The organism is Burkholderia sp. SIMBA_051 (genome assembly GCF_046534915.1).
Taxonomy (GTDB): domain Bacteria; phylum Pseudomonadota; class Gammaproteobacteria; order Burkholderiales; family Burkholderiaceae; genus Burkholderia; species Burkholderia ambifaria.
The window spans coordinates 173,779-193,246 of sequence record NZ_JAWRXS010000015.1 but is presented as its reverse complement, the minus strand read 5'-3'; the positions used below and the strand labels follow the sequence as shown (position 1 = coordinate 193,246).

Genomic DNA, 19,468 nt, shown 5'->3' with positions numbered 1-19,468 from the left:
AAGAAGGTCTGCGCTTCGCAATCCGCGAAGGTGGCCGTACCGTCGGCGCCGGCGTCGTCGCCAAGATCATCGAGTAATATCGACGATCCGCGGATCCCTTCGGGGTCCGCGATTCCACGGTACGCAGTTGTACCGTCGAAACCGGGTGTCCAGTCTGATCTGGCACCCGGTTTTGTCTTTGTGGCGTGCGTCGCGGTATTGACAAACGCCCACCACCGCTGCGAATTTTCGTGTAGAATCGCGGGCTTAGCAGTGGAAGTACCGTTCGGGACGTGTCGCCTCGCTCCCCGCAGGCAACAGGTTTCGCGTTCTTTTAGTGTCCGGCGATGCAACATCGCCTCGCTCTTTTCAAGGAATCGTCATGCAGCAACAGAAAATCCGCATTCGCCTGAAGGCTTTCGACTACCGTTTGATCGATCAATCGGCTGCCGAGATCGTCGATACCGCGAAGCGGACTGGTGCAATCGTCCGTGGCCCGGTGCCGCTGCCGACGCGCATCCAGCGTTTTGACATCCTGCGTTCGCCGCACGTCAACAAGACGTCGCGCGATCAGCTCGAAATCCGTACCCACCAGCGCCTGATGGACATCGTCGATCCGACCGACAAGACGGTTGACGCGCTGATGAAGCTCGATCTGCCGGCTGGCGTCGACGTGGAAATCAAGCTGCAGTAAGGCTTTCAGCGCCAACCGGCTTGTCGGGTGGCGCTAAGTCTTTGATTGCTTGCGGAAATCGTGAAGTCGGGCTATAATGTTTGGCTTTTCGCGTATTCGCATAAAAAAGTTGGGCCTTGCGTGCCCGGCATTTTGTAAATCAGCCCCGACCAATCGCAGTCGGGAATGGAGAAAATGATGAGCCTTGGACTCGTAGGTCGCAAGGTTGGCATGACCCGTATCTTCACGGCTGAAGGGGATTCGATTCCCGTCACCGTGCTGGACGTGTCGGACAACCGCGTGACGCAGATCAAGACTGTTGAAACCGACGGCTACACGGCCGTGCAGGTTGCATTCGGCTCCCGCCGCGCATCGCGCGTGACGAAGCCGCTGGCAGGTCATCTCGCCAAAGCCGGTGTCGAAGCCGGTGAAATCCTCAAGGAATTCCGCATTGACGCGGCCAAGGCAGCCGAGCTGTCGAATGGCGCCGTTGTCGGTGCCGATCTTTTCGAAGTAGGCCAGAAGGTCGACGTGCAAGGCGTGTCGATCGGTAAGGGCTACGCCGGTACGATCAAGCGTTACAACTTCTCCTCCGGCCGTGCCACGCACGGTAACTCGCGCTCGCACAACGTGCCGGGCTCGATCGGTATGGCGCAGGATCCGGGTCGTGTTTTCCCGGGTAAGCGCATGACGGGTCACCTCGGTGACGTTACGGTGACGGTGCAGAACCTCGAAATCGCTCGTATCGACGCAGAGCGCAAGCTGCTGCTCGTCAAGGGCGCGATTCCGGGCGCGAAGGGCGGCAAGGTTTTCGTGACGCCGGCCGTCAAGACCAAGGGGGCGAAATAATGGAACTCAAGCTCCTGAACGAAAATGGTCAGGAAGGTGCAGTGGTCAACGCGTCGGACGTCGTGTTCGGTCGTGACTACAACGAAGCGCTGATCCACCAGGTCGTCGTCGCGTACCAGGCGAATGCTCGCCAGGGTAACCGCGCACAGAAGGACCGTGAGCAAGTCAAGCACACCACCAAGAAGCCGTGGCGTCAGAAGGGTACGGGCCGCGCTCGTGCCGGTATGTCGTCGAGCCCGTTGTGGCGTGGCGGTGGTCGCATCTTCCCGAACTCGCCGGAAGAAAACTTCTCGCACAAGGTCAACAAGAAGATGCATCGCGCAGGTCTCTGCTCGATCTTCTCGCAGCTGGCCCGTGAAGGCCGTCTGTCGGTCGTCGAGGACATCATCCTCGAAGCGCCGAAGACCAAGCTGCTGGCTGACAAATTCAAGACCATGGGTCTCGACTCCGTGCTGATCATTACGGATACGGTCGACGAGAACCTGTACCTGGCTTCGCGCAACCTGCCGCACGTGGCGATTGTCGAGCCGCGCTACGCTGACCCGCTGTCGCTGATCTACTTCAAGAAAGTGCTGGTCACGAAGGCTGCGGTCGCCCAGATCGAGGAGTTGCTGTCATGAGCGAGATTCGCAAAAACGATCATCGTTTGATGCAGGTCCTGCTCGCACCGGTGATCTCGGAAAAGGCGACGCTGGTTGCCGACAAGAACGAGCAAGTCGTGTTCGAAGTCGCACCGGATGCCACGAAGCAGGAAGTGAAGGCGGCTGTCGAGCTGCTGTTCAAGGTTGAAGTTGATTCGGTCAACGTGCTGGTCCAGAAGGGCAAGCAAAAGCGTTTCGGCCGTTCGATGGGTCGCCGCAAGGACGTGAAGAAGGCGTACGTTTGCCTGAAGCCCGGCCAGGAAATCAACTTTGAAGCGGAGGCCAAGTAATCATGGCAATCGTGAAAGTTAAACCGACTTCGCCGGGTCGCCGCGCGATGGTCAAGGTGGTCAACAAGAATCTGCACCAGGGCAAGCCGTTCGCGGCACTGCTCGACTCGCAGAGCTCGACCGCCGGCCGTAACAACAACGGCCGTATCACCACGCGTCACAAGGGTGGTGGTCACAAGCAGCACTATCGTATCGTCGATTTCCGTCGCACGAAGGATGGCATCCCGGCAAAGGTCGAGCGTCTCGAGTACGACCCGAACCGTAGCGCGAACATCGCGCTGGTGCTCTACGCAGACGGCGAGCGTCGCTACATCATCGCCCCGAAGGGCCTGACCGTCGGCCAACAGCTGATGTCGGGTTCGGAAGCGCCGATCCGTGCAGGCAACACGCTGCCGATCCGCAACATTCCGGTCGGTACGACGATCCACTGCATCGAGATGCTGCCGGGCAAGGGCGCGCAAATGGCGCGTTCGGCTGGCACGTCGGCCATGCTGCTGGCACGCGAAGGCGTCTACGCGCAGGTTCGTCTGCGTTCGGGCGAAATCCGCCGCGTGCACATCGAGTGCCGTGCAACGATCGGTGAAGTCGGCAACGAAGAGCATAGCCTGCGCCAGATCGGCAAGGCTGGCGCGAACCGCTGGCGCGGTATCCGCCCGACGGTGCGCGGCGTTGCGATGAACCCGGTTGATCACCCGCACGGTGGTGGTGAGGGCAAGACGGCTGCAGGTCGCGACCCGGTGAGCCCGTGGGGTACGCCGGCTAAGGGTTATCGCACCCGCAGCAACAAGCGCACGACGACGATGATCGTTCAGCGCCGTCACAAGCGTTAAGGAGTAGGCAATGGCACGTTCTGTAAAAAAAGGTCCGTTCTGCGACGCCCATTTGCTGAAGAAAGTTGAGGCGGCTGCAGCTTCGCGCGACAAAAAGCCGATCAAGACCTGGTCGCGTCGCTCGACGATTCTGCCGGATTTCATCGGCCTGACGATCGCTGTTCACAACGGCCGTCAACACGTTCCGGTGTACATCTCGGAAAACATGGTCGGCCACAAGCTTGGCGAGTTCGCACTGACCCGTACGTTCAAGGGTCACGCGGCCGACAAGAAGGCCAAGAAATAAGGGGCAATCAAGATGGAAGTGAAAGCAATTCATCGCGGTGCCCGCATCTCGGCGCAAAAAACGCGCCTTGTGGCTGACCAGATCCGCGGTTTGCCGGTCGACAAGGCGCTGAACGTCCTGACGTTCTCGCCGAAGAAGGCGGCTGGCATCGTGAAGAAGGTTGTGCTGTCGGCAATCGCGAATGCGGAGCACAACGAAGGCGCTGATATCGACGAGCTCAAGATCAAGAGCATCTACGTCGACAAGGCTGCATCGCTCAAGCGTTTCACCGCGCGCGCCAAGGGCCGCGGTAACCGCATCGAGAAGCAATCCTGTCACATCACTGTGACGGTCGGGAATTAAGGAGCCATACGATGGGACAGAAAATTCATCCGACTGGCTTCCGCCTGGCTGTCAGCCGCAATTGGGCTTCGCGTTGGTACGCGAACAACAACAATTTCGCGGCGATGCTGCAGGAAGACATCGGTGTTCGTGAGTACCTGAAGAAGAAGCTGAAGAACGCTTCGGTCGGTCGGGTCGTCATCGAGCGTCCGGCAAAGAACGCGCGCATCACGATTTACAGCTCGCGTCCGGGCGTCGTCATCGGCAAGAAGGGCGAGGATATCGAACAGCTGAAGACGGAACTGCAACGCCGCATGGGCGTTCCGGTTCACGTCAACATCGAAGAGATCCGCAAGCCGGAAACCGATGCGCAACTGATCGCTGACTCGATCACGCAACAGCTCGAGCGCCGGATCATGTTCCGTCGCGCGATGAAGCGTGCGATGCAGAACGCGATGCGTCTGGGTGCCCAGGGCATCAAGATCATGAGCGCAGGCCGTCTGAACGGTATCGAAATCGCTCGTACGGAGTGGTATCGCGAAGGTCGCGTGCCCCTTCACACGCTGCGTGCCGATATCGACTACGCGACTTCGGAAGCGAAGACGACCTACGGCATCATCGGTGTCAAGGTGTGGGTATACAAGGGCGACACGCTCGGCCGCAACGATGCGCCGGTGGTCGAAGAAGTAGCCGAAGACAAGCGTCCGCGTCGCAATGCGCGTCCGGGCGACCGTCGTCCGCGCCGTGACGGCGAAGGCGGCGCTCCGGGTGCTCGTCGTGGCGCACCGCGCCGTGGCGCCGGCAAGCCCGAAGACGGCAAGACTGGAGAATAACGATGCTGCAACCGAAACGCAGAAAGTATCGTAAAGAGCAGAAGGGTCGTAACACCGGCAAGGCGACGCGCGGCAACGCAGTGTCGTTCGGTGATTTCGGCCTGAAGGCGATCGGTCGCGGTCGTTTGACCGCACGTCAAATTGAAGCGGCGCGTCGTGCAATGACGCGTCACATCAAGCGTGGCGGTCGTATCTGGATCCGGATCTTCCCGGACAAGCCGATTTCGCAGAAGCCGGCCGAAGTGCGTATGGGTAACGGTAAGGGTAACCCGGAGTACTACGTCGCAGAGATCCAGCCGGGCAAGATGCTCTATGAAATGGACGGCGTAACCGAAGAACTGGCACGCGAAGCGTTCCGTCTGGCTGCAGCCAAGCTGCCGCTGAAGACGGCATTCATCGTGCGCCAGCTCGGCGCCTAAGGAGAAAACATGAAGGCTTCCGAACTTCTCCAGAAAGACCAGGCCGCGCTCAACAAGGAGCTGGCGGACCTGCTGAAGGCGCAATTCGGCCTGCGCATGCAACTCGCGACCCAGCAGCTCACGAACACGAGCCAGCTGAAGAAGGTTCGTCGCGACATCGCACGTGTGCGGACCGTCATGACTCAGAAGGCGAACCAGAAATGAACGATAGCGTGAAAACCTCGCTGAAGCGGACGCTGGTCGGTCGGGTCGTCAGCAACAAGATGGACAAGACCGTCACCGTGCTGATCGAGCACCGCGTCAAGCACCCGATCTACGGCAAGTATGTCGTGCGCTCGAAGAAGTACCACGCGCATGATGAAGCGAACACCTGCAACGAAGGCGATCTCGTCGAAATCCAGGAAACCCGTCCTGTTTCGAAGACGAAGGCCTGGACGGTGTCGCGCCTCGTCGAAGCGGCTCGCGTGATCTAAGCGGGTCCGTGCAGTAGGCAGTAACAGGCACTTCTCCACGAAGTGCTTGAAATCGCAAAGTTTTTGCTTGCGTGACCAGGATTATTTGTTATAATCCTGGTCTTCCCTCTTTATGGGAGCCCCGTCGCGGGCGAAGTTGGTGGGGGAAGCGGACTGGCGCCAGCCTGTCCGAAAGATTCACCGAATTGCGATGGCGGGTTTCGTTTGCCGTCGCTGCTGTTCCAACCCAAGCAGCCGATTGGCTGACGGGACCAAGACTGACCGAATGCATCATGGTGGTGCATCCGGATTAAGTTGGGAAAGACAAACCATGATCCAGACCGAATCTCGGCTCGAAGTAGCCGACAACACGGGTGCGCGTGAAGTCATGTGCATCAAGGTGCTCGGCGGCTCGAAGCGTCGTTATGCCGGCATTGGCGACATCATCAAGGTGACCGTCAAAGAAGCAACGCCGCGCGGGCGCGTGAAGAAAGGCGAAATCTACAACGCCGTGGTGGTCCGCACCGCCAAGGGTGTTCGCCGTCAAGACGGCTCGCTGATCAAGTTCGACGGCAACGCCGCTGTGCTTTTGAATAACAAGCTTGAGCCGATCGGCACCCGCATTTTCGGGCCGGTGACGCGTGAGCTGCGTAGCGAACGATTCATGAAGATCGTTTCGCTGGCGCCGGAAGTGCTGTAAGGAGTCGCGATGAACAAGATTCGCAAAGGTGACGAAGTTATCGTCGTCACTGGTAAGGACAAGGGCAAGCGCGGCGTCGTGCTGGCTGTCGGTGCTGAACATGTGACGGTTGAAGGTATCAACCTCGTCAAGAAGCATGTGAAGCCGAACCCGATGAAGGGTACGACGGGCGGCGTGGAAGCGAAGACGATGCCCCTGCATATTTCGAACGTCGCACTGGTCGACGCGAATGGCAAGGCGTCGCGTGTTGGCATCAAGGTCGAGGAAGGCAAGAAAGTTCGCTTCCTGAAGACGACCGGTGCCGTACTGAGCGCCTGACGCAGCGGAGTAAAAAATGGCTCGTTTTCAAGAGTTTTACAAAGAAAAGGTTGTGCCCGGCCTGATCGAGAAGTTCGGTTACAAGTCGGTCATGGAAGTGCCGCGCATCACCAAGATCACGCTGAACATGGGTCTTGGCGAAGCGATCGCTGACAAGAAGATCATCGAGAACGCCGTTGGCGACCTCACGAAGATCGCCGGCCAGAAGCCGGTCGTCACGAAGGCACGCAAGGCAATCGCAGGCTTCAAGATCCGCCAAGGCTATCCGATTGGCGCGATGGTGACGCTGCGCGGCCGTGCGATGTACGAATTCCTCGACCGTTTCGTGACCGTCGCCCTGCCCCGCGTGCGTGACTTCCGCGGTGTGTCGGGTCGTGCTTTCGATGGCCGTGGCAACTACAACATCGGTGTGAAAGAGCAGATCATTTTCCCCGAAATCGACTACGACAAGATCGACGCACTGCGTGGGCTGAACATCAGCATCACGACCACTGCGAAGACCGACGACGAAGCAAAGGCTCTGCTCGCCAGCTTCAAGTTCCCGTTCAGAAACTGAGGTTACCGTGGCTAAACTGGCACTGATCGAACGTGAAAAGAAGCGCGCCCGCCTGGTCGCGAAGTTCGCAGCAAAGCGCGAAGCGCTGAAGGCGATCGTCGAAGACCAAAGCAAGTCGGAAGAAGAGCGCTACGAAGCACGCCTGGAGCTGCAGCAACTGCCCCGCAACGCAAACCCGACCCGCCAGCGTAACCGCTGCGCGATCACGGGCCGTCCGCGTGGCACGTTCCGTAAATTCGGCCTCGCGCGTAACAAGATTCGTGAAATCGCATTCCGTGGCGAGATTCCTGGCCTGACCAAGGCGAGCTGGTAATAGGAGAAACGTAAATGAGCATGAGTGATCCTATCGCCGATATGCTGACTCGCATCCGCAACGCGCAGATGGTCGAGAAGGTATCGGTCGCGATGCCCTCGTCGAAGGTCAAGGTTGCAATCGCGCAAGTCCTGAAGGACGAAGGCTATATCGACGATTTCGCCGTCAAGGCGGAAGGTGCGAAGTCCGAACTGAATATCGCGCTGAAGTACTACGCAGGTCGCCCGGTCATCGAACGCCTCGAGCGCGTGTCGAAGCCTGGTCTGCGCGTGTACCGCGGCCGCAACGACATTCCCCAGGTCATGAACGGCCTGGGCGTGGCAATCGTGTCGACGCCGAAGGGCGTGATGACTGATCGCAAGGCGCGCGCTACCGGCGTCGGCGGCGAAGTCATCTGCTACGTCGCTTAAAGCCGAGGAGAGAGAAACATGTCTCGAGTAGGTAAAAGCCCGATCGCGCTGCAAGGCGCGGAAGTCAAGCTGGCCGACGGTGCAATCACCGTCAAGGGCCCGCTGGGCACCATCACGCAAGCGATCAATCCGCTCGTGAACGTGGCGAACAACGACGGCACGCTGAATCTGTCGCCGGTCGACGAAAGCCGCGAAGCAAATGCACTGTCGGGCACGATGCGCGCGATCATCGCGAATGCCGTGCAAGGCGTGACCAAGGGTTTCGAGCGCAAGCTGACGCTGGTTGGCGTCGGTTATCGTGCGCAGGCGCAAGGCGACAAGCTGAACCTGTCGCTGGGTTTCTCGCACCCGGTGGTGCACCAGATGCCGGAAGGCGTCAAGGCTGAAACCCCGACGCAAACCGAAATCGTGATCAAGGGGATCAACAAGCAACAAGTCGGTCAAGTAGCTGCGGAAGTTCGCGGTTACCGTCCGCCGGAGCCCTACAAGGGCAAGGGCGTGCGCTATTCCGACGAGGTTGTGATCCTCAAAGAAACGAAGAAGAAGTAAGGGTGCGCAATCATGGATAAGACTCAATCTCGCCTGCGCCGCGCTCGCCAGACGCGTATCAAGATCGCTGAGCTGCAGGTCGCGCGTCTCGCCGTGCATCGCACGAACACGCACATCTACGCTCAAGTGTTCTCGCCGTGCGGCACCAAGGTGCTCGCCAGCGCGTCGACGCTCGAAGCAGAAGTGCGCGCCGAACTGGCCGACAAGTCGGGCAAGGGTGGCAACGTTAATGCTGCGACGCTGATCGGCAAGCGTATTGCCGAGAAGGCAAAGGCCGCCGGCATCGAATCCGTCGCCTTCGACCGCTCGGGCTTCCGCTACCATGGCCGCGTCAAGGCGCTGGCTGAGGCAGCTCGCGAAGCTGGGCTCAAGTTCTAAGGAAGGAATTCGTCATGGCAAAGATGCAAGCGAAAGTTCAGGCTGACGAGCGCGACGACGGCCTTCGCGAAAAGATGATTTCGGTCAACCGCGTGACCAAGGTCGTGAAGGGTGGCCGTATTCTCGGCTTCGCCGCACTGACCGTGGTTGGCGACGGCGATGGCCGCATCGGTATGGGCAAGGGCAAGGCGAAGGAAGTGCCGGTCGCTGTCCAGAAGGCAATGGAACAAGCTCGCCGCAACATGTTCAAGGTGCCCCTCAAGAACGGCACGCTGCAGCACGAAGTGCACGGCAAGCATGGCGCATCCGCTGTCCTCCTCGCTCCGGCGAAGGCAGGTACGGGCGTGATCGCCGGCGGCCCGATGCGCGCAGTGTTCGACGTGATGGGCGTTCAGAACGTCGTGGCGAAGAGCCACGGTTCGACGAACCCGTACAACCTCGTTCGCGCCACGCTGGACGGTCTGCGCAAGCAGTCGACCCCGGCAGACATCGCGGCGAAGCGCGGCAAGTCCGTCGAAGATATTTTGGGCTAAGCCCGGGTGGTCACCATGTCTGAAAAAACTGTCAAGGTTCAGCTCGTTAAGAGCCTGATCGGGACCCGCGAATCGCACCGCGCGACCGTGCGTGGCCTGGGCCTGCGCCGACTCAACTCGGTTAGCGAGCTGCAGGACACGCCGGCGGTCCGCGGCATGATCAACAAGGTCTCGTACCTCGTTAAGGTCATCGCGTAAGCGGCCCTACGGATCAAGGAGTTGATATGGAATTGAATAACCTGAAGCCGGCCGCTGGCGCCAAGCACGCCAAGCGTCGCGTCGGCCGTGGCATCGGTTCGGGCCTCGGCAAGACGGCTGGCCGTGGTCACAAGGGTCAGAAATCGCGTTCGGGCGGCTTCCACAAAGTCGGTTTCGAAGGCGGTCAGATGCCGCTGCAACGTCGTCTGCCGAAGCGCGGCTTCACGTCGCTGACGAAGGAATTCGTCGGTGAAGTGCGCCTGGGCGACCTCGAGAAGCTGCCGGTCGATGAGATCGATCTGCTCGCACTGAAGCAAGCCGGCCTGGTCGGCGAGCTGACGAAGAGCGCAAAGATCATCGCGACGGGCGAACTGAAGCGCAAGATCGTCGTGAAGGGTCTCGGTGCCACCAAGGGTGCGCGCGCTGCGATCGAAGCGGCTGGCGGTTCGTTCGCCGAGTGACACGCGTAGCGCGTCGTTACTTGCATTCATCGGAGAAGGTACTTGGCTAACAGCCCGAGTCTTGCAAAACCCGGTCGAAGCACGGCGAAATTCGGCGATCTGCGTCGGCGAGCGATGTTCCTGCTCCTGGCGCTGATCGTCTATCGCATCGGCGCGCACATCCCCGTGCCGGGCATCGATCCGGATCAACTGGCGAAGCTGTTCCAGAGCCAGGCGGGCGGCATCCTGGGCATGTTCAACATGTTCTCGGGTGGTGCGCTTTCCCGCTTCACGATCTTTGCGCTGGGGATCATGCCGTACATCTCGGCGTCGATCATCATGCAGTTGCTGGCGATCGTCTCGCCGCAGCTCGAGGCGCTGAAGAAGGAAGGGCAGGCAGGGCAACGGAAGATCACGCAGTACACGCGGTATTTCACCGTGGTGCTCGCGACCTTCCAGGCGTTCGGTATCGCGGCTGCGCTGGAAAACCAGCCTGGCCTCGTGATCGACCCCGGCATGCTGTTCCGACTGACGACGGTTGTGACGTTGGTAACCGGCACGATGTTCCTGATGTGGCTGGGTGAGCAGATCACCGAGCGTGGTCTGGGCAACGGCATCTCGATCATCATCTTCGGCGGGATCGCAGCAGGGTTCCCGAATGCCGTCGGTGGGCTGTTCGAGCTGGTGCGTACGGGTTCGATGAGCATCATTTCGGCGATCATCATCGTCGTTCTGATTGCCGCGGTGACTTACCTGGTCGTGTTCATCGAACGCGGTCAGCGCAAGATCCTCGTGAACTACGCGAAGCGCCAGGTCGGCAACAAGATCTACGGTGGACAGTCGTCGCACTTGCCGCTGAAGCTGAACATGTCGGGCGTGATTCCGCCGATCTTCGCATCGTCGATCATCCTGTTTCCGGCCACGATTCTCGGCTGGTTCAGCACGGGTCAGCCGACGGGGAGCTGGATCTCCAACACGTTGCATAACGTCGCGGAGGCGCTGAAGCCGGGTCAGCCGGTCTATGTGCTGCTGTACACGCTGGCAATCGTGTTTTTCTGCTTCTTCTACACCGCACTGGTGTTCAACAGCAGGGAAACCGCGGACAACCTGAAGAAGAGCGGCGCGTTTGTTCCGGGTATTCGTCCGGGCGATCAGACCGCACGATACATCGACCGCATCCTCACGCGTCTGACGCTGGCTGGTGCGATCTACATCGTCTTCGTGTGTCTGCTGCCGGAATTCCTGGTGCTGCGCTGGAACGTGCCGTTTTATTTTGGTGGAACGTCGCTGCTGATCATTGTCGTCGTCACGATGGACTTCATGGCGCAGGTGCAGTCGTACGTTATGTCGCAACAGTATGAGTCGCTGCTCAAGAAGGCAAACTTCAAGGGCGGCAACATCCCAATGCGTTAATTCAGGACTATGGCCAAAGACGATGTAATCCAGATGCAGGGTGAGGTGATTGAAAACCTTCCGAATGCTACCTTCCGCGTGAAGCTGGAAAACGGCCATGTCGTGTTGGGGCATATCTCCGGGAAGATGCGGATGCACTACATCCGCATCCTGCCGGGCGACAAGGTCACGGTTGAATTGACGCCTTACGATCTGTCTCGTGCGCGGATCGTGTTCCGGGCGAAGTGATTTGAAAAAAGGGTATTATCATGAAAGTGATGGCATCGGTTAAGCGCATTTGCCGCAATTGCAAGATCATCAAGCGCAAAGGCGTCGTTCGCGTGATCTGCAGCTCGGATCCGCGCCACAAGCAGCGCCAAGGCTGACCGCGCGTTTGTTTGCGCTTTTTGTTTGAGGAAAAACAATGGCTCGTATCGCAGGGGTTAACATCCCGAATCACCAGCATACCGAGATCGGCCTGACGGCAATCTTCGGTATCGGCCGCACGCGCTCGCGCAGCATCTGCTCGGCAGCTGGCGTGGAATTCTCGAAGAAGGTCAAGGACCTGACCGACGCAGACCTCGAAAAGCTGCGTGAAGAAGTGGGCAAGTTCATCGTCGAAGGCGATCTGCGCCGTGAAGTGACGATGAACATCAAGCGCCTGATGGACCTCGGTTGCTACCGTGGCGTCCGTCATCGCAAGGGCCTGCCGATGCGCGGTCAGCGTACGCGTACGAACGCACGTACCCGTAAGGGCCCGCGTCGTGCAGCGCAAGCGCTGAAGAAGTAAGCGGAACTGACAGTTACAGGAAAACGTAATGGCTAAGGCTTCGAATACCGCGGCGCAACGCGTTCGCAAGAAGGTTAAGAAGAACGTCGCTGAAGGCGTGGTGCACGTTCACGCGTCGTTCAACAACACGATCATCACGATCACCGATCGCCAGGGCAATGCACTGGCATGGGCGACGTCGGGCGGCCAGGGCTTCAAGGGCTCGCGGAAGTCGACGCCGTTCGCTGCTCAGGTTGCTGCTGAGTCGGCCGGTCGCGTGGCGATGGAATACGGCGTGAAGAATCTGGAAGTGCGGATCAAGGGCCCTGGCCCGGGTCGTGAGTCGGCAGTGCGCGCACTGCATGGCCTCGGCATCAAGATCACCGCGATTTCGGATGTCACCCCGATTCCGCACAACGGCTGCCGTCCGCCGAAGCGCCGTCGTATCTAAGAATGCTGCTGGCACGTTCGTGCTGGCGCATTTGCCTGTCGCCGCGTAGCGTCGACGGGCGTTGCTTTTTTGATTGACTAAGCCCACCGTTCGCCCCAAAGGGCGCGAACTAGCGCGGATTGCGATCCGCGTGACTGATTGATAAAGGAATGCAACGTGGCACGTTATATCGGCCCCAAGGCCAAGCTGTCCCGCCGTGAAGGCACCGACCTGTTCCTGAAGAGCGCGCGCCGCTCGCTCGCCGACAAGTGCAAGCTCGACAGCAAGCCGGGTCAGCACGGCCGTACCTCGGGCGCACGTACGTCCGACTATGGTACGCAGCTGCGCGAAAAGCAGAAGGTCAAGCGTATTTACGGCGTGCTGGAGCGTCAGTTCCGCCGCTACTTCGCTGAAGCCGACCGCCGCAAGGGCAACACGGGTGAAAACCTGCTGCAACTGCTCGAGTCGCGTCTCGACAACGTCGTGTATCGCATGGGCTTCGGCTCGACGCGCGCTGAAGCGCGTCAGCTGGTGAGCCACAAGTCGATCACCGTGAACGGCGTCGTCGCGAACGTGCCGTCGCAGCAAGTGAAGGCGGGTGACATCGTCGCGATCCGCGAAAAGGCGAAGAAGCAGGCGCGTATCGTCGAAGCGCTGTCGCTGGCCGAGCAAGGCGGCATGCCGAGCTGGGTTGCAGTCGATGCGAAGAAGTTCGAAGGCACGTTCAAGCAAATGCCGGAACGCGCTGACATCGCAGGCGACATCAACGAAAGCCTGATCGTCGAATTGTATTCGCGTTAATCCGATTGACGGCCGAGGTACCCCGATTGCGTTTCGCAAGGGGGGGCCTCGGCTGTTTATTTTCTGGTTGTTACCGGTCAGCCTTATCGGTGTAACGAGCCGAGGGTATTGAAAAGGAAAGCCCATGCAAACCAGTTTGCTGAAACCCAAGATCATCGCCGTGGAATCGCTTGGCGAGAACCACGCGAGGGTGGTCATGGAACCGTTCGAACGCGGTTACGGCCACACCTTGGGCAATGCGCTTCGCCGCGTGCTGCTGTCGTCGATGGTTGGCTACGCGCCGACCGAAGTCACGATCGCGGGCGTGGTGCACGAGTACTCGACGCTTGATGGCGTGCAAGAGGACGTCGTCAACCTGCTGCTGAACCTGAAGGGTGTGGTGTTCAAGCTGCACAACCGTGACGAAGTGACGGTTACCCTGCGCAAGGAAGGCGAAGGCGTCGTGACGGCCGGCGATATCGAGCTGGCGCACGATTGCGAAGTCATCAACCCGAATCACGTGATCGCACACCTGTCGAAGGGCGGCAAGCTCGACGTTCAGATCAAGATCGAAAAGGGTCGCGGCTACGTGCCCGGCAACGTCCGTCGCTACGGCGAAGACACGGCCAAGATCATCGGCCGCATCGTCCTCGACGCATCGTTCTCGCCGGTTCGCCGCGTGAGCTATGCCGTTGAAAGCGCACGTGTCGAGCAGCGTACCGACCTCGACAAGCTCGTGATGAACATCGAGACGAGCGGCGTGATCACCCCGGAAGAGGCGATCCGTCAATCGGCCCGCATCCTGGTCGACCAGCTGTCCGTGTTCGCGGCACTGGAAGGCACGGAAACGGCTGCCGAAGCACCGTCGCGCGCGCCGCAGATCGATCCGATCCTGCTGCGTCCGGTGGATGATCTCGAGTTGACGGTTCGTTCGGCGAACTGTCTGAAGGCCGAGAACATCTACTACATCGGCGACCTGATCCAGCGCACGGAAAACGAGCTGCTGAAGACGCCGAACCTCGGTCGCAAGTCGCTCAACGAGATCAAGGAAGTGCTCGCTTCGCGCGGTCTCACGCTGGGCATGAAGCTCGAAAACTGGCCGCCGGCTGGTCTCGACAAGTAAGCCCGGTTGTTGCTGTAGTTGGCAAAGATGCGGATTTTCCTTTAAAATCCGCATCTTGCTTTTTTCGTTACCGGCCCGTGCACCCCAGCGGTGCGATAGAAGAGCTGGATCAAAACTTTGAATCAAGGAAACTGAAATGCGCCATCGTCATGGTCTGCGGAAACTGAACCGCACGAGCAGCCACCGTCTGGCTATGCTCCGTAACATGTCCAACTCGCTGATCGAGCACGAAGTCATCAAGACGACGCTGCCGAAGGCGAAGGAACTCCGTAAAGTCGTCGAGCCGCTGATCACGCTCGGCAAGAAGCCGTCGCTGGCAAACCGTCGCCTGGCGTTCAACCGCCTGCGCGATCGTGACTCGGTGGCGAAGCTGTTCGACGTGCTCGGTCCGCGTTTCGCGAACCGTCCGGGCGGCTACCTGCGCGTGCTGAAGTTCGGCTTCCGCGTCGGCGACAACGCACCGATGGCACTGGTCGAGCTGCTCGATCGTCCGGAAGTCGACGAAACGGAAAACGTGCAAGAAGCTGAGTAAGCTTCCCGTACGCAGCAGTATCTGAAAGGGGCCGAGCAATTGCTTGGCCCTTTTTGTTTTTGGCGGCCGACTGGCTGCGATCGATTGTCGCAGCCCCGTGCCGGCAGCGTCGCGCGCGCTGCGCTACGATACGGGACGGTCGGCGCGGGTACTCGCGCGATCGCGGGCGGCGAAAGCCGGTAAACCAGCCAGGAGGGCGTATGGTGGTGGTGTTGATGCTGACGACGGTGCCGGATGCGGCGACGGCCGCAGTGCTCGCCGACGGTGCGCTCGACGCGCGGCTGGCCGCATGCGTGTCGGAGTTCGGTGCGATCAAGTCGCGCTATCACTGGCAGGGGAAGGTCGAAACGGCCGACGAGATCCAGTTGCTGTTCAAGACGAGCCCCGTGCGCTCGCTCGAACTGGAGCGATTTATTCTCGCGCATCATCCGTACGAGACGCCGGAAATCGTCTCGTGGCAGGCGACGGCCTCGGCCGGGTACGGCCAGTGGGTGACCAGCGAAACTCAACGTCTATTTCATGTTTAACGGTATGGCGCTTTCCGTGCGCATGCGCGCACCACGATTTCTCGCGATCCTGTTGTCGTTCATTTTCGCGCTGGGCTGCCTGTCGGTCGCGCGCGCGGCCGACGATTTTCTCGATCCGTCGGTGGCGTTCAAGTTCAGCGCGAGCGAATCGCCGGGGCAGGTGGACGTCCGCTTCAAGGTCGCCAACGGCTACTACCTGTACCGCGAGCGGTTCGCGTTCGCGGTGAAGAGCGGGCAGGCGACGCTCGGCGCCCCGACATTCCCGCCCGGACATGTGAAGTTCGACCAGACGTTCCAGAAGGAAGTCGAGACCTATCGCGACGAAGTCGTGATTCACGTGCCGGTCAAGCAGGCAGCGGGGCCGTTCGAGCTCGCGGTGACGTCGCAGGGGTGTGCCGACGAAGGGATCTGCTATCCGCCTGCCGAGCACGTCGTGAAGGTCGACGGCGCGGCGCTGGGCGCGACCGCGCCGGCCGGTGGCGCGACGGCTTCGGGCAGCTGGTTCGACAAGGTCACGAGCGCGGATTTCGCGCAGTCGCTGCTCGAGGGGCACGGCTTCTTCACGATCGTCGCGCTGTATTTCGTCGCGGGCGTCGTGCTGAGTCTGCTGCCCTGCTCGTATCCGATGATTCCGATCGTATCCGCGATCATCATCGGTCAAGGCACGCGCGCGACGCATGCGCGCGGCTTTGCGCTGTCGCTTACCTACGTGGTCGGCATGGCGCTCGTTTATACGGTGCTCGGCATCGCTGCGGCGCTGGTCGGCCAGAGCCTCGGTGCGTGGCTGCAGAACCCGTGGGTGCTCGGCGCGTTCGGCGTGCTCCTCACCGCCTTCGCGGTATCGCTGATTTCCGGCAAGGACATCGCGCTGCCCGAGCGCTGGCAAAACGGCGCGGCCGAAGCATCGAGCGCGCGCCAGGGCGGCCACTTCATCGCGGTCGCCGCGATGGGCGCGCTGTCGGCGCTGGTCGTCGGCGCATGCATGACGGCGCCGCTGTTTGCGGTGCTCGCGTTCATCGCGCATACCGGCAATGCGTTGCTCGGCGGCGCCGCGCTGTTCGCGATGGGGCTGGGGCTCGGCGTGCCGCTGCTCGTGGTCGGCATCGGCGCGGGTACGGTGTTGCCGCGCGCGGGCGCCTGGATGGACAGCGTCAAGGTGTTCTTCGGCATCGTGCTGCTCGCCGCCGCGCTGTGGATCGTATGGCCGGTGCTCGCGGGCGGCCTGAAGATGGTTCTCGCCGCGTTGTGGCTGCTGGTTGCTGCCGCGGCACTCGGCCTGTTCACGCCGCATGCCGGCGCCGCGTCGATCTGGCGCCGCCTCGGCCGCGGTCTCGGGGCGGCGCTCGCGATCTGGGCTGCGACGCTGCTCGTCGGTCTCGCGGCCGGTTCCAACGACCCCGTAAAGCCGCTGGCCGTCCTCGCGGCGCGCACGGTTGCGTCGGGCGATGCCTCGGCGGCCGCGCAGCAGGGGCCGGCGTTCGCATCGGTGCGCTCCAGTGGCGAGCTCGACACGTTGCTGAAGGCCTCGAGCCGGCCCGTGATGCTCGATTTCTACGCCGACTGGTGCGTGAGCTGCAAGGAGATGGAGCATCTGACGTTCACGGATTCGCGCGTGCAGGCGCGGCTCGCGCAGCTTCATCTGGTGCGGGCAGACGTTACCGCGAACAATCCGGACGACCAGGCGCTGCTCAAGCGCTTCAACCTGTTCGGGCCGCCGGGCATCATCTTCTTCGATCGCAACGGCCACGAAATCGGCCGCGTGGTCGGCTATCAGGCGGCCGACACATTCCTGCGCAGCCTCGATCGCGCAGCGGTACCGACGGTGTAACGCGCTCGTCCCCGTGCACCGGCGACCTTTGCGTCGACCGGACTGCAAATGAAAAACGGCGGGACACCGAAGTGTCCCGCCGTTTTTCATTGTGCCTGCCGGCGCGCGGCTCAGCGCTGCGCTTTCAGCAGACGCGCGGCATCGAGCGCGAAGTACGTGAGCACGCCATCGGCGCCCGCACGCTTGAACGCGAGCAGCGATTCGAGCACGACCTTGTCGTGGTCGAGCCAGCCGTTCATTGCGGCGGCCTTCAGCATCGCGTATTCGCCGCTCACCTGGTACACGTAGGTCGGGAAGCGGAACTCGTCCTTCACGCGGCGCACGATGTCGAGATACGGCATGCCGGGCTTGACCATCACCATGTCGGCGCCTTCGTCGATGTCGAGGCGGACTTCGCGCAGCGCTTCGTCGCTGTTCGCCGGATCCATCTGGTAGGTCATCTTGTTGCCCTTGCCCAGATTGGACGCCGAGCCGACCGCATCGCGGAACGGGCCGTAGAACGCCGACGCGAACTTGGCCGAATAGGCCATGATGCGCGTATGGATGTGGCCGTCGCTTTCCAGCATTTCGCGGACCGCGCCGATACGGCCGTCCATCATGTCCGACGGCGCGACGATGTCGACGCCGGCTTCCGCCTGCGCGCGCGCCTGGTCGACCAGGATCTCGATCGTGTCGTCGTTGATCACGTAGCCGTTTTCGTCGAGCACGCCGTCCTGGCCGTGGCTCGTGTACGGATCGAGCGCGACGTCGGTCAGCACGCCGAGTTCGGGGAAGCGCTTCTTCAGCTCGCGCACCGCGCGCGGGATCAGGCCTTCCGGATTGGCCGCTTCGCGGCCGTCGGGCGTTTTCAGCGACGGCTCGATGGCCGGGAACAGCGACAGCACGGGCACGCCGAGTTCGACGCACTGCTCGGCAACCTGCATCAGCAGATCGACCGACACGCGTTCGACGCCGGGCATCGACGGTATGGGCTGGCGTTCGTTGGTGCCTTCGACGACGAACACCGGATAGATCAGGTCGTCGGTGGTCAGGCGGTTTTCGCGCATCAGGCGGCGGGAGAAGTCGTCGCGGCGCATCCGGCGCGGACGATGAAGCGGATGGAAGCTCATGGCGATTTGGCAGAAATCAGGGCAAGAAGAACCTTACGGAACCCTTAGGTCATTTTCGAGACCGTTGGTATATGATAGCGATCGAGCGGCACGCGTCGCGTGTTGCTCCCCGCTTCTCCTCCCTGAGCGGGTGCCTGTCGTTATTCGATTAGGCTGTTTGACCCGCCGTTCGACGGCGGGTTTTTTTATGAGCCGGCCGAATCCGCAGGTGCCGTCAGGTGCGCACAGCCAATCCAGGCCGCGCGTTGCCCGCTCATTGTGCTACAGGCTCGCTTTTTTCGTCGGCGACGGACGGTCGCAGCCAGCTCTCGATCAGTTCGTGCGCCTCATCCAGCCCGGTGCGCTTCAGCGCCGAGAACAGCTGGACGGTCAGCTTGCCCTTCACGCCCTGGTCGCGGTACGCGTCGAGCCCCTTTTGCGTGTTACGCAGCGCATTGATGCTTTCCTGTCGCGTCAATTTGTCGCACTTCGTCAGCAGCGTGTGGATCGGCTTGCCGGTCGGCACGAACCACTCGATCATCCGGCGGTCGAGGTCGGTCAGCGGGCGGCGCGAATCCATCATCAGGATCAGGCCGCACAGCTGCGAACGGGTCGCGAGGTACGACGACAGCAGCATTTCCCAGTGGGCCTTCGCGGCTCCCGGCACTTCCGCATAGCCATAGCCGGGCAGGTCGACGAGGTTCGCGACGGGCTCGGCGGCCGGGCCGACGGAGAAGTAGTTGATGTGCTGCGTGCGGCCGGGCGTCTTCGACGCGAAGGCGAGCCGCTTTTGGTTGCACAGCACGTTGATCGCCGTCGATTTGCCGGCATTCGAGCGGCCCGCGAACGCGATTTCCGGCTGGACCGTCGGCGGCAGGTCGCGCAGATGATTGACGGTCGTATAGAAGCGGGCTTGATGGAGCAAAAAGGCCATGGGGAACCGGTGGGACGGGGCGGCGCGAGCCGCTGGGGTGGAGGCGGGGTAGCCCCGATAGGCGCGGGAGCTTTCAGCGCGATATTGTACAATACGC

The 19,468-nt window shown here is 61.1% G+C and carries 33 protein-coding genes and 1 pseudogene; 32 read left to right on the top strand and 2 right to left on the bottom strand.

The features are described from left to right. From SB771_RS30335 to dsbD, 32 genes and pseudogenes are all read left to right on the top strand, one after another. Positions 1–77 (top strand): annotated as a pseudogene (locus tag SB771_RS30335) (elongation factor Tu); the annotation flags it as partial. A gap of 284 nt (positions 78–361) precedes the next feature. Continuing rightward, on the top strand, positions 362–673 hold the full coding sequence (gene rpsJ / locus SB771_RS30330; RefSeq protein ID WP_004199280.1) for a 30S ribosomal protein S10: 312 nt from the start codon (positions 362–364) through the stop codon (positions 671–673). Positions 674–850: 177 nt separating this feature from the next. Beyond that, positions 851–1,501, top strand: a complete 651-nt coding sequence (gene rplC / locus SB771_RS30325; protein WP_006752926.1) for a 50S ribosomal protein L3 — start codon at positions 851–853, stop codon at positions 1,499–1,501. After that, a complete protein-coding gene (gene rplD / locus SB771_RS30320) occupies positions 1,501–2,121 on the top strand; it encodes a 50S ribosomal protein L4 (RefSeq protein ID WP_006477192.1) in 621 nt (206 codons plus the stop codon). The genes rplC and rplD overlap by 1 nt, the downstream gene beginning before the upstream one ends. Further along, positions 2,118–2,432 (top strand): 50S ribosomal protein L23, encoded by a 315-nt coding sequence (gene rplW / locus SB771_RS30315; protein ID WP_004199275.1) that lies wholly within the window; start codon positions 2,118–2,120, stop codon positions 2,430–2,432. The genes rplD and rplW overlap by 4 nt, the downstream gene beginning before the upstream one ends. Before the next feature lie 2 nt (positions 2,433–2,434). Then, entirely contained in the window at positions 2,435–3,262 is an 828-nt protein-coding gene (rplB, locus tag SB771_RS30310) for a 50S ribosomal protein L2 (RefSeq protein ID WP_006482900.1), read from the top strand. A 10-nt stretch (positions 3,263–3,272) separates the two neighbouring features. Then, entirely contained in the window at positions 3,273–3,548 is a 276-nt protein-coding gene (rpsS, locus tag SB771_RS30305) for a 30S ribosomal protein S19 (protein WP_004199273.1), read from the top strand. A gap of 12 nt (positions 3,549–3,560) precedes the next feature. After that, a complete protein-coding gene (gene rplV / locus SB771_RS30300) occupies positions 3,561–3,890 on the top strand; it encodes a 50S ribosomal protein L22 (protein ID WP_004199272.1) in 330 nt (109 codons plus the stop codon). Positions 3,891–3,901: 11 nt separating this feature from the next. Next, complete coding sequence (rpsC, locus tag SB771_RS30295) at positions 3,902–4,702, top strand: 30S ribosomal protein S3 (protein WP_006482899.1); 801 nt, start codon at positions 3,902–3,904, stop codon at positions 4,700–4,702. Positions 4,703–4,704: 2 nt separating this feature from the next. Continuing rightward, the gene (gene rplP, locus SB771_RS30290) at positions 4,705–5,121 is read left to right on the top strand and encodes a 50S ribosomal protein L16 (RefSeq protein ID WP_006752927.1); all 417 of its coding nucleotides are present in this window, start codon (positions 4,705–4,707) and stop codon (positions 5,119–5,121) included. Positions 5,122–5,130: 9 nt separating this feature from the next. Next, positions 5,131–5,325 (top strand): 50S ribosomal protein L29, encoded by a 195-nt coding sequence (gene rpmC / locus SB771_RS30285; protein WP_006400652.1) that lies wholly within the window; start codon positions 5,131–5,133, stop codon positions 5,323–5,325. Continuing rightward, entirely contained in the window at positions 5,322–5,594 is a 273-nt protein-coding gene (gene rpsQ, locus SB771_RS30280) for a 30S ribosomal protein S17 (protein WP_006752928.1), read from the top strand. The genes rpmC and rpsQ overlap by 4 nt, the downstream gene beginning before the upstream one ends. Positions 5,595–5,904: 310 nt before the next feature. Further along, positions 5,905–6,273 (top strand): 50S ribosomal protein L14, encoded by a 369-nt coding sequence (rplN, locus tag SB771_RS30275; protein ID WP_006752929.1) that lies wholly within the window; start codon positions 5,905–5,907, stop codon positions 6,271–6,273. 9 nt (positions 6,274–6,282) lie between these two features. Continuing rightward, positions 6,283–6,591, top strand: a complete 309-nt coding sequence (gene rplX, locus SB771_RS30270) for a 50S ribosomal protein L24 (RefSeq protein ID WP_006477187.1) — start codon at positions 6,283–6,285, stop codon at positions 6,589–6,591. A gap of 16 nt (positions 6,592–6,607) precedes the next feature. Then, positions 6,608–7,147, top strand: coding sequence for a 50S ribosomal protein L5 (rplE, locus tag SB771_RS30265; protein WP_006482882.1), 540 nt, complete (start codon positions 6,608–6,610; stop codon positions 7,145–7,147). Positions 7,148–7,154: 7 nt separating this feature from the next. Beyond that, positions 7,155–7,460 carry a 30S ribosomal protein S14 gene (gene rpsN, locus SB771_RS30260; protein ID WP_006482884.1) on the top strand — a complete coding sequence of 102 codons (306 nt, stop codon included), beginning with the start codon at positions 7,155–7,157 and terminating at the stop codon, positions 7,458–7,460. Between the two features lie 14 nt (positions 7,461–7,474). Beyond that, a complete protein-coding gene (gene rpsH, locus SB771_RS30255; RefSeq protein ID WP_006477185.1) occupies positions 7,475–7,870 on the top strand; it encodes a 30S ribosomal protein S8 in 396 nt (131 codons plus the stop codon). An 18-nt stretch (positions 7,871–7,888) separates the two neighbouring features. Then, the gene (gene rplF / locus SB771_RS30250; protein ID WP_006752930.1) at positions 7,889–8,419 is read left to right on the top strand and encodes a 50S ribosomal protein L6; all 531 of its coding nucleotides are present in this window, start codon (positions 7,889–7,891) and stop codon (positions 8,417–8,419) included. Between the two features lie 12 nt (positions 8,420–8,431). Then, complete coding sequence (rplR, locus tag SB771_RS30245; protein WP_006477183.1) at positions 8,432–8,797, top strand: 50S ribosomal protein L18; 366 nt, start codon at positions 8,432–8,434, stop codon at positions 8,795–8,797. A 14-nt stretch (positions 8,798–8,811) separates the two neighbouring features. Continuing rightward, entirely contained in the window at positions 8,812–9,330 is a 519-nt protein-coding gene (gene rpsE / locus SB771_RS30240) for a 30S ribosomal protein S5 (RefSeq protein WP_006752931.1), read from the top strand. A gap of 15 nt (positions 9,331–9,345) precedes the next feature. After that, positions 9,346–9,528 (top strand): 50S ribosomal protein L30, encoded by a 183-nt coding sequence (rpmD, locus tag SB771_RS30235; RefSeq protein ID WP_006400644.1) that lies wholly within the window; start codon positions 9,346–9,348, stop codon positions 9,526–9,528. Between the two features lie 26 nt (positions 9,529–9,554). Beyond that, entirely contained in the window at positions 9,555–9,989 is a 435-nt protein-coding gene (gene rplO / locus SB771_RS30230) for a 50S ribosomal protein L15 (RefSeq protein WP_006482880.1), read from the top strand. A 42-nt stretch (positions 9,990–10,031) separates the two neighbouring features. Further along, positions 10,032–11,381, top strand: coding sequence for a preprotein translocase subunit SecY (secY, locus tag SB771_RS30225; protein WP_011655761.1), 1,350 nt, complete (start codon positions 10,032–10,034; stop codon positions 11,379–11,381). Between the two features lie 9 nt (positions 11,382–11,390). Then, positions 11,391–11,609, top strand: a complete 219-nt coding sequence (gene infA, locus SB771_RS30220; RefSeq protein ID WP_004521905.1) for a translation initiation factor IF-1 — start codon at positions 11,391–11,393, stop codon at positions 11,607–11,609. Between the two features lie 20 nt (positions 11,610–11,629). Next, positions 11,630–11,746: a 50S ribosomal protein L36 gene (gene rpmJ / locus SB771_RS30215; protein ID WP_004199844.1), complete on the top strand. Its 117-nt coding sequence runs from the start codon at positions 11,630–11,632 to the stop codon at positions 11,744–11,746. 38 nt (positions 11,747–11,784) lie between these two features. Beyond that, a complete protein-coding gene (rpsM, locus tag SB771_RS30210) occupies positions 11,785–12,150 on the top strand; it encodes a 30S ribosomal protein S13 (RefSeq protein ID WP_006752933.1) in 366 nt (121 codons plus the stop codon). Between the two features lie 28 nt (positions 12,151–12,178). Then, on the top strand, positions 12,179–12,580 hold the full coding sequence (gene rpsK / locus SB771_RS30205; RefSeq protein ID WP_004197937.1) for a 30S ribosomal protein S11: 402 nt from the start codon (positions 12,179–12,181) through the stop codon (positions 12,578–12,580). A gap of 156 nt (positions 12,581–12,736) precedes the next feature. Continuing rightward, the gene (gene rpsD / locus SB771_RS30200) at positions 12,737–13,360 is read left to right on the top strand and encodes a 30S ribosomal protein S4 (RefSeq protein WP_006752934.1); all 624 of its coding nucleotides are present in this window, start codon (positions 12,737–12,739) and stop codon (positions 13,358–13,360) included. Between the two features lie 124 nt (positions 13,361–13,484). Next, positions 13,485–14,462, top strand: coding sequence for a DNA-directed RNA polymerase subunit alpha (locus tag SB771_RS30195; protein WP_006477176.1), 978 nt, complete (start codon positions 13,485–13,487; stop codon positions 14,460–14,462). 136 nt (positions 14,463–14,598) lie between these two features. Next, positions 14,599–14,994 (top strand): 50S ribosomal protein L17, encoded by a 396-nt coding sequence (gene rplQ / locus SB771_RS30190; protein WP_006477175.1) that lies wholly within the window; start codon positions 14,599–14,601, stop codon positions 14,992–14,994. A 200-nt stretch (positions 14,995–15,194) separates the two neighbouring features. Continuing rightward, positions 15,195–15,521 carry a divalent-cation tolerance protein CutA gene (cutA, locus tag SB771_RS30185; RefSeq protein WP_175661872.1) on the top strand — a complete coding sequence of 109 codons (327 nt, stop codon included), beginning with the start codon at positions 15,195–15,197 and terminating at the stop codon, positions 15,519–15,521. Beyond that, positions 15,514–17,349, top strand: a complete 1,836-nt coding sequence (gene dsbD / locus SB771_RS30180; protein ID WP_175661873.1) for a protein-disulfide reductase DsbD — start codon at positions 15,514–15,516, stop codon at positions 17,347–17,349. Before cutA ends, dsbD begins: the two co-directional genes overlap by 8 nt. A gap of 110 nt (positions 17,350–17,459) precedes the next feature. Here dsbD and hemB read toward each other — a convergent pair whose 3' ends face one another. Both hemB and yihA read right to left on the bottom strand, forming a co-directional pair. After that, on the bottom strand, positions 17,460–18,458 hold the full coding sequence (gene hemB, locus SB771_RS30175; RefSeq protein ID WP_011655765.1) for a porphobilinogen synthase: 999 nt from the start codon (positions 18,456–18,458) through the stop codon (positions 17,460–17,462). A gap of 253 nt (positions 18,459–18,711) precedes the next feature. After that, positions 18,712–19,371 (bottom strand): ribosome biogenesis GTP-binding protein YihA/YsxC, encoded by a 660-nt coding sequence (gene yihA / locus SB771_RS30170; protein ID WP_006752938.1) that lies wholly within the window; start codon positions 19,369–19,371, stop codon positions 18,712–18,714. Between the last annotated feature and the right edge of the window lie 97 nt (positions 19,372–19,468).